Annotated in this window: 11 protein-coding genes; 7 read left to right on the top strand and 4 right to left on the bottom strand. The window is 65.5% G+C overall.

From position 1 onward, the window contains the following. Nucleotides 1-14: 14 nt before the first annotated feature. The 3 genes from EYS42_RS04665 to EYS42_RS04655 form a co-directional block, all read right to left on the bottom strand. On the bottom strand, nt 15-1,760 hold the full coding sequence (locus EYS42_RS04665) for an STAS domain-containing protein (RefSeq protein ID WP_130966704.1): 1,746 nt from the start codon (nt 1,758-1,760) through the stop codon (nt 15-17). A gap of 32 nt (nt 1,761-1,792) precedes the next feature. Further along, entirely contained in the window at nt 1,793-2,479 is a 687-nt protein-coding gene (gene dksA, locus EYS42_RS04660) for an RNA polymerase-binding protein DksA (protein WP_245503506.1), read from the bottom strand. 113 nt (nt 2,480-2,592) lie between these two features. Beyond that, complete coding sequence (locus EYS42_RS04655) at nt 2,593-3,654, bottom strand: CobW family GTP-binding protein (RefSeq protein WP_130966702.1); 1,062 nt, start codon at nt 3,652-3,654, stop codon at nt 2,593-2,595. 84 nt (nt 3,655-3,738) lie between these two features. Between EYS42_RS04655 and EYS42_RS04650 the strand changes: the two genes are divergently transcribed. Genes EYS42_RS04650 through EYS42_RS04620 form a run of 7 tightly spaced genes read left to right on the top strand, consistent with a single transcriptional unit; the run spans nt 3,739 to nt 11,841 of the window. Further along, entirely contained in the window at nt 3,739-4,650 is a 912-nt protein-coding gene (locus EYS42_RS04650) for a CorC family transporter (RefSeq protein WP_425358865.1), read from the top strand. 48 nt (nt 4,651-4,698) lie between these two features. Continuing rightward, the gene (gene lnt, locus EYS42_RS04645; RefSeq protein WP_130966701.1) at nt 4,699-6,255 is read left to right on the top strand and encodes an apolipoprotein N-acyltransferase; all 1,557 of its coding nucleotides are present in this window, start codon (nt 4,699-4,701) and stop codon (nt 6,253-6,255) included. Nucleotides 6,256-6,312: 57 nt separating this feature from the next. Beyond that, nucleotides 6,313-7,233 (top strand): glycine--tRNA ligase subunit alpha, encoded by a 921-nt coding sequence (gene glyQ, locus EYS42_RS04640; RefSeq protein ID WP_130966700.1) that lies wholly within the window; start codon nt 6,313-6,315, stop codon nt 7,231-7,233. A gap of 2 nt (nt 7,234-7,235) precedes the next feature. Then, nucleotides 7,236-9,416, top strand: a complete 2,181-nt coding sequence (gene glyS / locus EYS42_RS04635; protein ID WP_130966699.1) for a glycine--tRNA ligase subunit beta — start codon at nt 7,236-7,238, stop codon at nt 9,414-9,416. A 52-nt stretch (nt 9,417-9,468) separates the two neighbouring features. Further along, nucleotides 9,469-10,077 carry a D-glycero-beta-D-manno-heptose 1,7-bisphosphate 7-phosphatase gene (gene gmhB, locus EYS42_RS04630; protein ID WP_130966698.1) on the top strand — a complete coding sequence of 203 codons (609 nt, stop codon included), beginning with the start codon at nt 9,469-9,471 and terminating at the stop codon, nt 10,075-10,077. Between the two features lie 7 nt (nt 10,078-10,084). Beyond that, nucleotides 10,085-10,840 carry a lysophospholipid acyltransferase family protein gene (locus tag EYS42_RS04625; protein ID WP_342635512.1) on the top strand — a complete coding sequence of 252 codons (756 nt, stop codon included), beginning with the start codon at nt 10,085-10,087 and terminating at the stop codon, nt 10,838-10,840. Next, the gene (locus tag EYS42_RS04620) at nt 10,837-11,841 is read left to right on the top strand and encodes a M48 family metallopeptidase (RefSeq protein ID WP_130966697.1); all 1,005 of its coding nucleotides are present in this window, start codon (nt 10,837-10,839) and stop codon (nt 11,839-11,841) included. The genes EYS42_RS04625 and EYS42_RS04620 overlap by 4 nt, the downstream gene beginning before the upstream one ends. On the opposite strand, the gene EYS42_RS04615 is transcribed toward EYS42_RS04620, so the two are convergent. Next, nucleotides 11,828-12,946, bottom strand: coding sequence for an MBL fold metallo-hydrolase (locus EYS42_RS04615; protein WP_130966696.1), 1,119 nt, complete (start codon nt 12,944-12,946; stop codon nt 11,828-11,830). The genes EYS42_RS04620 and EYS42_RS04615 overlap by 14 nt on opposite strands. Nucleotides 12,947-12,974 lie beyond the last annotated feature (28 nt).

The following is a 12,974-nucleotide window of genomic DNA, read 5'->3' as shown; positions in this document are numbered from 1 at the left end:
CCGGGTGAACTGCCTCAGTGCATCTGCAGCGTGATCTTCGCGTGTTCGCTGATGCCCATGGCGCCGAAGAACAGGGCCACCAGGCGGTGCGGGTTCAGGAAGGTGATCTGGCGGTTTTCGGCTCGGCGTGCCAGCACCCAGTTCAGCAGGTCGCCTGCTGCAATGAAGTCCACCCGGATCAGGTGGGCGCAGTCCAATTGCACCAGGGGGCTGTGCCCCAGTTGGCGATCGAGCTCGCTCAGGGTGCTGCCGATGTCACCCACCAGTTGCCCGGCCAGCTCCAGACTGGCTTGCTGAACGATGGCGATGTCTTCGTCAGCCAGTTGTGATTCGACGAAATTGGTCGACACCTCGCTGATGTGGCTGAGCGAGACTGTTTGCGTGCAGGTGGCGTCGGCCATCAGCTTGACGTGGCAGCTGGTCGACTCCCATGACGGGGGTGACTGTTCATACGTCACGCAGTAGTCGATGGCGACCTCGTCAAAGCGGTCGGCGCGGTTGCACAGGCGCAGCATTTCCAGGCGCAGCATCCAGAACGCCGGGTCGACGTCGCGGGTGCCGGTGGGGGCTGCTTCGCTCAGCACCTCGTCGAGGCGGTCGATGCCGATCCAGGTCATCTGCTCCTGGCCCTGAGCCCACTGGCGGAACAACTGGCTGAGTTGCCCTGCGGCTTCGGGGGTGAGGCGCTCCAGCCCGGCCCAGTCCATGGCCCAGGGGCGGGGCAACTGCAATACCTCACAGCGCAGGCGGCCCACGCCATCCGCATCCAGCAAAGGCGGTGCAATCCAGCCCTCCAGGGTGGTGGGCAACTGGCTGTCGGCTGGCGGGCGTGGCGTCGTGGGCGGCTGGTTGCTGCTGTTGCCCGGCTGCTCGCTGAGGTGGTGCGACACGCGCTCGGGCAGGGAGTACCAATGGGGTGCCGACAGGCCAAACTGGTGCGCGTAGGCCGTGGCCAGGGCGTCGAATCGCTGAGGCAGGTCGAGCGCACGGTACAGATCGAACAGCACCATCCACGCTTCGGCCTGTTCGTGCTTGATGCCGCCAGGCTGCAGCAGGTTGACCAGGCTCTGCTCGCACTGTTCGAAGTCGGCGTTGGCGAACGCGATCACGGCTTCGTCCAGGTCGGGGTCGTGCACCACTTCGCACACATCGACAGCAAAGGGGTTGGCAAAGCCGCTGGGTGCCATCGGCGAGGCCGCTGGTCGGGGGTCATGCACCGTGCGAGGCTGTTGCTGTCGCGCCACCTGCAACACTTCATCAGAAATGTCGAGGCTGAGTGGCGGCAGCTCGCGGGCTGGCGGGCGTTGCGCCGTGGTGCCTTCCGCGGGCGGCGATGCTGTTGGGGGCAGGCTGCTGAGCGGGCGGGTGGCTGCGGCGGGCTGCGGCGCGTCCGTGGAGCGCTGCGAAGAGCTGGCGCCCACCATCTGCTGTTCGATCTCGTCGATCTTGGCCTTCACGGCAATGTCCGACCGGGCGCCCGAATTGGAGCGGCTGTCTCCGTCCAGGTTCGAGGGGGCTGTCAGCGCCAGGGCGGCGTCCTGGCTGAGGCCCTCTCTGCGGATCTTGCGCAGCATGTCGAGTTCGCGCTTGCGCACGAAATCGTTGCGGCGCTTGCGCTCGATCATCGCCTTGATTTCGGCCTTGGCGAACTCGCTGGCGCGGTCGCCCTCGGTGGCCCCGTCAAGCTCGGTCCAGTCCGTCGTCGGGTTGGCGACGAACTTGACCATCTTGCGCAGAAAGTTTCCTGCGTCGTTGCTCATGTGGGGACTGCCTGTGAGGGGGGTGTCAGGGCTCAGTCCCCGAACATCTTCTGCTTGAGCTCGCGGCGCTGTTGAGCCTCGATCGACAAGGTGGCGGTCGGACGGGCCAGCAGCCGGCCCAGACCGATGGGTTCACCGGTTTCGTCGCAGAAGCCGTAGTCGCCCGATTCGATGCGGGTGATCGCCTGTGAAATTTTCTTGAGCAGCTTGCGTTCGCGGTCGCGGGTGCGCAGCTCCAGGGCATGCTCTTCCTCGATGGTGGCGCGATCGGCCGGATCAGGCACGATCGAGGTGTCTTCGCGCAGGTGCTCGGTGGTTTCGCCGGCGTTGCTCAGCAGGTCGTCCTTCAGCGCTTCCAGACGGGTGCGGAAAAACTCCAATTGCTTGTCGTTCATGTACTCGGCGTCGGGCATGGCCAGCAGTTCCTGCTCGGTCAGCTGGGCGCCGGACTTGGTCTTCCAAGCGTTGGCGAGCTTGCTGTCAACCTTGGTGGCGGTGGTGGGCATGTTCTTGGAAACCTTGGACTCTGGTACTGCGGGTTCGGCCAGTTTGGCCGAAGCTTGAGTCGCCGAGGGGGCGGGTTTGACCGCCTTGGCGACTTTGTTGGGGGATTCAGACGAGCTGTTGCTGGACGCAGCGCTTTTCGGTGCTGCGGTGGCTGCCTTGGTGGCGGCTTTTTTGGTGGCTGGCGCGGCAGTCTTGGCCGTGGTCTTGGTCACAGGAACCTCCTTCTTGTCCAGCGATCCGCTGACATTTCTTGGGTGACGCATGGCCGGTACTGCTCCATCGCCTGCTCATTGCATGGGGTGAGCGCGCGGCATTGTAGCCACGTTCAGGCCAGGCAACCCTCCAGACCTGCCCTGAAGAGGTCCTGGGGGATGTCGATGCCGATGAACACCATCTTGCTGATGCGCGCTTCGCCCTTGGCCCAGGCGGGGCCGACGTCGCTGCCCATCATCTGGTGCACGCCCTGGAAGATCACCTTGCGTTCCATGCCCTTGACGTTCAGCACACCCTTGTAGCGCAGCATGCGTGGGCCGTAGATCTGCACCATCGAGCCCAGGAAATCTTCCAGTTTGCTGGGGTTGAAGGGCTTGTCGGCTTTGAAGACGAAAGATTTCACATCGTCGTCGTGGGCGTGGTGGTGCGGGTGGTCGCAGTGTTCGCCGTGTGCATGGTCATGGCCGCAGTCGTGTCCATGGTCGTGCCCGTGATCATGGTGATGGTGGTGCCCGTCGTCTTTCAGGAAGTCGGGGTCGATGTCGAGCTTGGCGTTCAGGTTGAAGCCGCGCAGGTCGAACACCTCGCTGATGGCCACTTCACCAAAGTGCACGCGACGCTGTGGCGCGCGCGGGTTCATGTGCTTGATGCGGTGGGCCAGCGCGTCGGCCTCGGCTTCGGTGACCAGGTCGGACTTGCTGATGAAGATCTGGTCGGCAAAGCCCACCTGGCGGCGCGCTTCCTGACGGGTGTCCAGCTGCTGATGGCCGTGCTTGGCGTCGACCAGGGTGACGATGGCGTCCAGCAGGTACTGCTCGGCAATGTCGTCGTCCATGAAGAAGGTCTGGGCCACAGGGCCTGGATCGGCCAGGCCGGTGGTTTCGATCACCACGCGGTCGAACTGCAGCTTGCCTTCGTGGCGTTTGAAAGCCAGATCGGTCAGGGTGGCGCGCAGGTCTTCCCGGATCGTGCAACAGATGCAGCCATTGCTCATCTGGATGATCTGCTCCTCGGTGTCGGCCACCAGGATGTCGTTGTCGATGTTTTCTTCACCGAACTCGTTTTCGATGACAGCGATTTTCTGGCCGTGCGACTCGGTGAGCACGCGCTTGAGCAGCGTGGTCTTGCCGCTGCCGAGAAAACCGGTAAGGATGGTGACGGGAATCAGGCTCATACCACAAGTGTAGCCCTGCTGGTGCACCCCGGCAGCCACACGGGTGCGCTATTCTTGCTGTGTCTCAACTGCGACACCGCTGCCGTGTCTGAACCCTCCCAGAGTCGGCCCCCTCGGGCTGAACCCAGAAATGCGCCCCTGGCGCGCCGCGATCGTCGTTCCCTCTTCGATCGGGTGGTTGAATTCCTGCACCCAGGCCCGGATTCCACCGACGAACTGATCGAATCGCTGGCCGACGCCGAGCAGCGCGAGCTGATCGAGCCGCAGTCGAGGGTGATGCTGGAGGGTGTGATCCGCATGGCGGACATGACCGCCGGTGATGTGATGGTGGCGGTGCGCCGCATGGACATGCTCGACATCGACATGCCCTACGACGACCTGCTGGCGCGCGTGATCGACACCGGGCATTCGCGTTTTCCGGTGTTCGAAGGCAGCCGCGACAACATCGTGGGTGTGCTGATGGCCAAAGACCTGCTCAAGTTGCAGCGCGCGCCTGAGCTGAAGTTGCGCACGTTGCTGCGTCCGCCGATGTTCGTGCCTGAATCTCGCGGGCTCAATGAGTTGTTGCGCGATTTCAAGACCAACCGCAGCCACCTGGCCATCGTGATCGACGAGTTCGGTCGCACGGCCGGGTTGATCACCATCGAGGATGTGCTTGAAGAGATCGTGGGCGAGATCGAGGACGAGTTCGACGACGAGTCGAGTGATTCGTCGATCTTCACGCTCGCCGATGGCAGCCAGCGCGTGGCGGGTGACACGACGATTGCGGAAGTGAACGAGGTGTTCCGGGCGAACCTGCCTGAAGCGGAGTTCGACACCATCGGGGGGCTGGTGGCCCATGAGATTGGCCGGGTGCCCCGACGGGGTGAGGCGCTTGACCTCCAGGGCTTGCGTTTCACGGTGATGCTGGCGCGTGGTGGTTCTGTGCGCTGGTTCAAGGTCACGCGCAAGCCACAGTCGGTGCCGGAGCCTCAGGCTGCCGACGACGCGGCCTGAGTGGGCTCTCGCTGGCGCTCTGCGCCGCATTCTTCACATTTGTGCTTCATGGGAACTGTTGTCTTGTCTGGCTGGCGCTGGACCTTGCCTGGCCTGGTGTTGGGGGCGCTGATGGCGCTGGCCTTCACCCCTTGGGTGCACCGCAGTTCAGCAGCCCTGCCTGGCCTGCTCGCCATGGGTGTGCTGGCTGCTTTGGTGGCCATGCTGTCGCGGGCGGCGCGGCCGGGGCAGGGCGGCTGGCTGCTGTGGGGTTTTGCCACGGCCTGGTTCACGGGTGGTACGGCCTGGTTGTATGTCAGCTTGCACAAGTTCGGAGGGCTGCCCTCCTGGCTGGCCGTGCTGTCCATCGTGCTGCTGTCAGGTGCTTTGGCGCTTTACATGGCCGCGGCGGGGGCTTTGTGGGTGCGCTGGCGACGCGGCCAGTGGTGGGCTGATGCGGCGCTTTTTGGAGCCCTTTGGTGCCTGGCCGAGGTGGCCCGCGCCCTGATCTTCACCGGTTTTCCCTGGGCGTCCAGTGGCTATTCGCAGGTGGACACCCCGCTGGCGGCCCTGGCGCCCTGGCTGGGCGTGTACGGCATCGGCTGGGTGGCGGCCACCCTGGCGGCGGCCCTGGCGCTGGCCGCGGTGTTGCGCCGTGGGCTGGTGAGGGCTGCAGCGATGGTGCTGGGCCTGATGCTGGCGATGCAAGCAGCGCAAGTGGGTGGCGTCGGACAATGGGCCCAGCCCGTCGGAGCGCCCCTGTCGGTCAGCCTGGTGCAAGGCAATGTGCCCCAGAACGAAAAGTTCGAGGCCTCGTTCCAGATCCAGGCCATGGGCTGGCACGCCGACGCCATGCTGGCTCAGCGTTCTGACCTGGTCATGGCGCCTGAAACCGTGATCCCCTTGCTGCCCGAGCAACTCCCTGACAACTTCTGGCCGCCCCTGGTGCGTCATTTTCAGCAGGGCGGTACCGCGGCACTGTTCGGTGTGCCGCTGGGCAGTTTCAAGGCGGGTTACACCAACTCGGTGGTCGGCATCTCGGCAGGCACGGTGCAGCAGCCGGGGGGGTACTACCGCTACAACAAGCACCACCTGGTGCCGTTCGGTGAATTCATTCCCTGGGGCTTCCGGTGGTTCGTCGACCTGATGCAGATGCCGCTGGGTGATTTCACCCGTGGGCCGGCCAATGCGCCTTCGTTCGAGGTGAAAGGGCAGTGGGTGGCGCCCAACATCTGCTACGAAGACCTCTTTGGCGAAGACCTCGCCGCGCGTTTCACGCAGGGGCCCACACCGCCGCCCACCATCCTGGCCAATGTGAGCAACCTGGCCTGGTTCGGTGAGGAGGTCATCATCTTCCAGCACCTTCAGATAGCACGCTTGCGTTCGCTGGAGTTTCAGCGTCCCAGTCTGCGTGCCACCAACACCGGGGCCACGGTGGTGATCGATCACCGCGGTCAGGTGGTGGCCATGCAGCCGCCCAACACGCGCGGCGTGCTGCAGGCCTCCGTGCAGGGCACGCAAGGCCTGACGCCTTTTGCGCGTTGGGCCGGCCCCTTCGGCCTGTGGCCTTTGATCGCCGCTGCGCTGGCGCTGTTGCTGGCCCTGGTCTGGCGGCCCGTAAAATAACGCGTTTTGCCGCTGCCGCACCTTCATGCAGCGGCCCACGAATTCAAGGCGATCGACATGCTGACCTTCCAGCAACTGATTCTGCGTCTGCAAAGCTACTGGGACGCCCAAGGCTGCGCCCTGCTGCAACCCTATGACATGGAAGTGGGCGCCGGCACCAGCCACACTGCCACCTTCCTGCGCGCCCTGGGCCCCGAGCCCTGGAAGGCCGCCTACGTGCAGCCCAGCCGTCGCCCGAAAGACGGCCGCTATGGCGAGAACCCCAACCGTCTGCAGCACTACTACCAGTTCCAGGTGGTGCTCAAGCCCGCGCCGGCCAACATCCTGGAGCTGTACCTGGGCTCGCTGGAAGCCCTGGGCTTCGACCTCAAGAAGAACGACGTTCGCTTCGTGGAAGACGACTGGGAAAACCCCACGCTCGGCGCCTGGGGTCTGGGCTGGGAGGTGTGGCTCAACGGCATGGAAGTGACGCAGTTCACCTACTTCCAGCAGGTCGGCGGCATCGATTGCAAGCCCATCACGGGCGAGATCACCTATGGCCTGGAGCGCCTGGCCATGTACCTGCAAGGCGTTGAAAACGTCTATGACCTGGTCTACGCGCCGGGCATCAAGTACGGCGATGTGTTCCACCAGAACGAGGTCGAGCAGAGCACCTACAACTTCGAGCACAGCAATGTCGAGTTCCTGTTGGGCGCTTTCAGCAATTACGAGGCCCAGGCGAAGTACCTGATGGAGCAGCAGCTGGCCTTGCCGGCTTACGAACAGGTGCTCAAGGCCGCGCACACCTTCAACCTGCTGGACGCACGCGGCGCAATCTCTGTGACCGAACGTGCCGCCTACATCGGCCGCATCCGCAACCTGGCGCGCAGCGTGGCCGCCGCCTACCTCGACAGCCGTGCGCGCCTGGACTTCCCCATGGCCCCAAAGGACTGGGCCGACGAAGTGATCGAACAACTGAACAACAAGAAGGCTGCCTGAGCATGACCACTGCCCACACCGCGAACCTGCTGGTCGAGCTGTTCGTTGAAGAGCTGCCCCCCAAAGCCCTGCGCAAGCTGGGTGATGCTTTCGCCACCACACTGGCCGACAGCCTGAAGGCCCAGGGCCTGGCCGCCGTCGATGCCGCCGTGACCGCTTATGCCTCGCCGCGCCGTCTGGCCGTGCACGTGGCCCAGGTGGCTGCCAAGGCCGCCGACCAGGCCGTGCAGCTCAAGCTGATGCCCGTGGCCGTGGGCCTGGATGCCAATGGCCAGGCCACGCCCGCACTGCTCAAGAAGCTGGCCGCCGTCGGCGCTGGTGCCGAGGTGGTGCCTTCGCTCAAGCGCCTGCCCGACGGCAAGGCCGAAGCCCTGTTCTTCGACAGCGTCAAGGCCGGCGCCACGCTGGCCGAGGGCCTGCAAAAGGCCCTGGACGAAACCATCGCCAAGCTGCCCATTCCGAAAGTCATGACCTACCAGCTGGAGCAGGGCGAAGGCGCCGGCTTCAAGCCCGGTTGGACCAGCGTGAACTTCGTGCGCCCGGCCCACGGCCTGGTGGCCCTGCACGGTGACCAGGTGGTCGAGATCGGCACCCTGGGTCTGAAGTCGGGCCGTGCCACGCAAGGCCATCGTTTCGAGGCGGCCGTGAACCCGGTCGTCATTCGCACGGCCGACACCTACGCCGAGCAGCTGCTGGCCGAAGGTGCCGTGATCGCCGGCTTTGAAGCCCGCCGCGCCGAGATCGTGCGCCAGCTGGCGGCTGCCGCAGCCCAGGCCGGCGCCAACCTCAAGCCCATCGAAGACGACGCCCTGCTGGACGAAGTGACCGCCCTGGTCGAGCGCCCCAACGTGCTGATCGGCAAGTTCGAAGAGGCCTTCCTGGAAGTGCCTCAAGAGTGCCTGATCCTCACCATGAAGGCCAATCAGAAGTACTTCCCGCTGCTGAACACCGAAGGCAAGCTGACCCACCAGTTCCTGGTGGTGAGCAACATCAGCCCCGCCGACCCCAGCGCCATCATCCAGGGCAACGAGCGCGTGGTGCGCCCCCGCCTGGCCGATGCGAAATTCTTCTTCGATCAAGATCGCAAGAAGACGCTGGCCTCGCGCCTGGATGGCCTGGCCAAGGTGGTGTACCACGGCAAGCTGGGCAGCCAGGGCGAGCGTGCCGAGCGCGTGCGCGCCATCGCCCACGAGATCGTCAAGCAGTGGAGCCTGGGCACCGTGCCGTTCACGGCCGACCAGAAGGACCACTTCGATGTGCTCGACAGCAAGGCCCAGGAAGCCGCGCGACTGGCCAAGGCCGACCTGCTGACCGACATGGTCGGCGAGTTCCCCGAGTTGCAGGGCATCATGGGTGGCTACTACGCCCGCCATGAAGGTCTGCGCGACGGCGTCGCCATCGCCATCGAAGACCACTACAAGCCGCGCTTTGCAGGCGATGCGCTGCCTCGCAACCACACAGGCACCGTGGTGGCCCTGGCCGACAAGCTGGAAACTCTGATCGGCCTGTTCGGCATCGGTCAATTGCCCACCGGCGACAAGGACCCCTTCGCGCTGCGCCGCCATGCGCTGGGCGTGATCCGCATCCTGGTCGAGAACAAGCTGCCGGTGCAGCTGCCCGCCCTGATCCAGGCCGCGCTGTCCGCCTTTGGCGAGCTGATCCAGGACCCTTCGCAGCCTTTGCTGACTTTCTTTGCCGACCGCCTGGCCGTGTCCCTGCGCGAGCAGGGCTACAGCGCTCAGGAGGTCGATGCGGTGCTGGCCCTGTCGCCAGCTCGCCTGGGTGACGTGCCCCGTCGCCTGGAGGCTGTGCGTGCCTTCGCGGCACTGCCCGAGGCGGCTTCGCTGGCGGCGGCCAACAAGCGCGTGGGCAACATCCTCAAGAAGGCCGATGGCGAGGTCAAGGCCGTGGTGGACACCGCCTTGCTCAAGGAAGCGGCCGAAGCTGCCTTGTACGAGGCCCTGCAAGCGGCTGCACCGGTGGCACAACAGGCTTTCGAGCAGGGTGATTACACCGCCTCGCTCAAGGCCCTGGCCGTGTTGAAGGGCCCGGTGGACGCCTTCTTCGACAGCGTGATGGTCAATGCCGACGACGCCGCACTCAAGGCCAACCGCCTGGGTTTGCTGGCCACCCTGCATGGCGCCATGAACCAGGTCGCCGACCTGTCACGCCTGGCCGCCTGAGGCCGGGTTTGCAGCGCGTATTTTTGGTCATCACTGCGTCATACTGGCAGGCATGAAGCTGGTCATCCTCGATCGCGACGGCACCATCAACCACGAGCGTGACGACTACATCAAGTCGGCCGACGAGTGGGTGCCGCTGCCAGGCGCCATCGAAGCCATTGCGCGCTTGAACCACGCCGGCTGGCATGTGGTCGTCGCCACCAACCAGTCGGGCATCGGCCGCGGCCTGTTCGACATGGCGGCACTCAATGCCATGCACGCCAAGATGCACCAGATGCTGGCGCGGCACGGGGCGCGGGTCGATGCCGTGTTCTTCTGCCCCCACACACCGGAAGACCACTGCACCTGCCGCAAGCCCCAGCCGGGCCTGTTCAACATGATCGGTGAAAGGTTTGGCGTGGCCCTCGATGGCGTGCCCATGGTGGGTGACCTGCCGCGTGACGTGCTGGCTGCCCAGTCGGTGGGCTGCGAGCCGCACCTGGTGCGCACCGGGCAGGCCGCCAGCATGACGGAAGCCGAACTGGTGGCGCTGCGCCAGCAGGTGCCTGACCTGACCATTCACCCTGATCTGTCGTCGTTTGCAGATTTCGTCATCTTGCGTGACCGCAAGGCCCACGGTGAAGAGGCTCCTGTGGCCACGCACATGGGCGAGCTGACCTGAAGCGCCGATGCTGAACCTGATTCGCACGGTCATGCTGGGTGTCTGGCTGACCACCACCGTCGTTCCGGTGGCCTTGTCCATCGTGCTGGCTTCCGCCTTCGTTCGGGGCAAGGCGCTGTTTGCTTTTGCGCGCTTGTGGTGCCAGCTGGCCCTGTGGGGCGCCGAGCGCATCGCCGGGGTTCACGCGCGCGTGCACGGCTGGGACCATGTGGCCTCGGCCCATGCAGCCAACCAGCGCCTGGTGATCTGTGCGAAGCACCAGTCGGCCTGGGAGACCTTTTTCTTTCTGGCCACCATGCCCCGCCCGCTGGCCTATGTGTTCAAGAAAGAGCTGCTGTGGGTGCCGTTTTTTGGCTGGGCCCTGGCCCGCATGGACATGGTGCACATCGACCGTTCGGCCCGGCAGCAGGCGTCCCGCAAGGTGGCCGAACAGGGGCGACTGATGATGGACCGCGGCAACTGGGTGATCCTGTTTCCTGAGGGCACGCGAGGGCCCCGTGGCGGACAACTGCCCTACAAGCTGGGCGCCGCCCGGCTGGCGGTGGCGACCGACACGCCGGTGCTGCCCGTGGCGGTTACGTCGGCGCGTTGCTGGCCCAAAGCCCGGTGGGTGATCGAGCCCGGGGTGATCGATGTGTCGTTTGGCCGTCCGATCCCGCCGCAGGGGCGCGATGCCCAGGCCCTGATGGACGAGGTCGAGCGCTGGATCGAAGCCGACATGCGCCGACTGGACCCAGACGCCTACCGGGGGCAGACGGCATGAACCTCAAGCAGATGCTGCTGCCCTGGTGGGGGGAGCCCCTGGAGGCCCCCACCCACGTGAGCACACGCACCGCGCCGCACGCGCCCCATGATTCGCCCACCGACCCCTCCGGTTTTCCCGTTTCTGACGTTTCCTCTGACGGCATGACGCCTCCTCCCAAGTTTTCTTTGTTGCGCCATTCGGTCACGGCCGAGGCCTCTGCGCCTGCGGCGGCTTTGTCGGTGTTCCGTCATCCGTCGGCGCAGCATGAGATGCTGCTCGGGCAGGTGCTGGTGGGCTTCGAGTTGTTGCGTTGCAAGCGCCGCAGCATTGGCATGGTGGTCAGCCCTGAGGGTCTCACCGTGCGTGCGCCCCGATGGGCCACCTGGAACGACATCGAGCAGGCCCTGAGCGACAAGTCGCGCTGGATCTGCGCCAAGCTGGTCGATCAGCGCGACAAGGGCCAAAGGCAGGCCGCTGCACGCATCACATGGGAAGAAGGCGGCAGCATTCCCTACCTGGGTGAGCCGCTGGTGATGATGTGGGCCCCGGGCCAGAAGGGTTGCACCCTGGTCGAGCAGCAGCATGGCTTGCCGGGCGTGGCACAGCGGGTGCTGCATGTGGGCGTGCCTGCTGCCGAGCAGGTGCAGTGGGCCGCCGAGCCAGCCCGTGCGGTCACCTGGATGCGCGAGCATGTGCTGCGCTGGCTCCAGGGCCAGGCACTGGCGCATTACCGTGAGCGTCTGGCGCATTTCAGCCCAGCCATGGGCGTGCAGATGAAGGCGCTCAAGCTGTCGTCGGCCCGCACGCGCTGGGGCAGTGCCAGCGTCGATGGCACCATCCGCCTGCAGTGGAAGCTGATGCACTTTTCACCGGCCGTGATCGACTATGTGGTCGTGCACGAATTGGCTCACCTCCGCGAGATGAACCACAGCCCGCGTTTCTGGCAGGTGGTGGCTGAGGCCTTGCCCGACTACGAGGTGCCGCTCGAGCAACTGCGGCACGCGGTCATCCCCGAGTGAAGCGCCACACGCCGCCGTCGTCCTGGTGGCGTTGAAGCTGGCCCTGGTGCCACAGGTGGTTCAGGTGGGCCACGGCTTCGCCCATGGCAAAGCTGGTCTGGTGCAGGTCCAGCGCGCGCTTGAACAGCACGGGCAGCAGGGCGGCGGCGGTCAGGCTGCCCTGGGTGGCACAGGCCTGCAGGATGTCGTCCAGGCGGTCAGCATGGTGCTGGCGCAGCGCCGCCACCCGCGCGTGGATGCCCACGAAGGGCAGGCCATGCGAAGGCAGCACCACGGTGTCGGCTGGCAAGGCCTCGTAGGCACTCAGCGAATGCAAGAACAGGCCCAGCGGGTCGGCCTCGGGCTCTGATTCGATCACGCTGATGTTGGTGGAAATGCGTGGCAGCAGCATGTCGCCCGAAATCAGCACGCCCCGGTTGGCGCAGTACAGGGCCATGTGCTCGGGCGCATGGCCATACCCCGCGATGCAGCGCCAGCTGTCACCGCCGATGCTCACTGCCATGTCATCCAGCAGGCGGCGGTGCCGTCCGGGCACCTGCGGCACCATCGAGGCGTAGTAATCCCCGCGCGCACGGATCTTGTCCAGGCCCTGGGCCTCGGTCAGGCCGTGGCTGGCAAAGAAGGCTGCAGCACGCTCCCCGCCGTGTCCGGAGGTGGTCTCGCTGGCCACGCGGGCAGCCAGCCAGTCGGTGGCGCTCATCCAGCACAGGGGCGGCGCTTCGGCACAGCCGAAACGCTCGATCAGCCATTGGGCGTTGCCCACATGGTCGGGGTGCATGTGCGTGACCACCATCTTGGCCAGTGCGCCACCGGCCATGGGGCCGGCCCACAACTGCACCCAGGCCTCCTGGATGGCCGCAGTGTGCACGCCTGAGTCGACCACGGTGTACCCCGGCAGGCCATGGGGTGCCGATGCAGGCAGGGCGTCGTCCAGCACCCACAGGTTGATGTGGTCCAGCGCGAAGGGCAGGGGCATGCGCACCCAGTGCAGGCCCGGCTGCAGTGTCAGCCATTGGCCCACGGCAGGGCGTTCGTCACCCCAGGGAAACTGCAAGGGGGCAGGGGCGGCAGTGGGTGCAGCGGCCTCGGTGCGTTCAATGGTCATGGGGGGCATCCTAAAGGACTGCAGGTGC

Origin of the sequence: Aquabacterium lacunae, from assembly GCF_004310865.1 — a bacterium.
Taxonomy (GTDB): domain Bacteria; phylum Pseudomonadota; class Gammaproteobacteria; order Burkholderiales; family Burkholderiaceae_C; genus Aquabacterium; species Aquabacterium lacunae.
This window is presented reverse-complemented; position numbering and strand designations above follow the sequence as displayed.

Excerpts from the sequence above, each read along its gene's own strand:
- EYS42_RS04625 (WP_342635512.1), top strand. The coding sequence starts at position 10,085 with ATGCTGAACCTGATTCGCACGGTCATGCTGGGTGTCTGGCTGACCACC.
- EYS42_RS04665 (WP_130966704.1), bottom strand. The coding sequence starts at position 1,760 with ATGAGCAACGACGCAGGAAACTTTCTGCGCAAGATGGTCAAGTTCGTC.
- gmhB (WP_130966698.1), top strand. The coding sequence starts at position 9,469 with ATGAAGCTGGTCATCCTCGATCGCGACGGCACCATCAACCACGAGCGT.
- lnt (WP_130966701.1), top strand. The coding sequence starts at position 4,699 with ATGGGAACTGTTGTCTTGTCTGGCTGGCGCTGGACCTTGCCTGGCCTG.
- EYS42_RS04615 (WP_130966696.1), bottom strand. The coding sequence starts at position 12,946 with ATGACCATTGAACGCACCGAGGCCGCTGCACCCACTGCCGCCCCTGCC.
- glyQ (WP_130966700.1), top strand. The coding sequence starts at position 6,313 with ATGCTGACCTTCCAGCAACTGATTCTGCGTCTGCAAAGCTACTGGGAC.
- EYS42_RS04620 (WP_130966697.1), top strand. The coding sequence starts at position 10,837 with ATGAACCTCAAGCAGATGCTGCTGCCCTGGTGGGGGGAGCCCCTGGAG.
- EYS42_RS04655 (WP_130966702.1), bottom strand. The coding sequence starts at position 3,654 with ATGAGCCTGATTCCCGTCACCATCCTTACCGGTTTTCTCGGCAGCGGC.
- glyS (WP_130966699.1), top strand. The coding sequence starts at position 7,236 with ATGACCACTGCCCACACCGCGAACCTGCTGGTCGAGCTGTTCGTTGAA.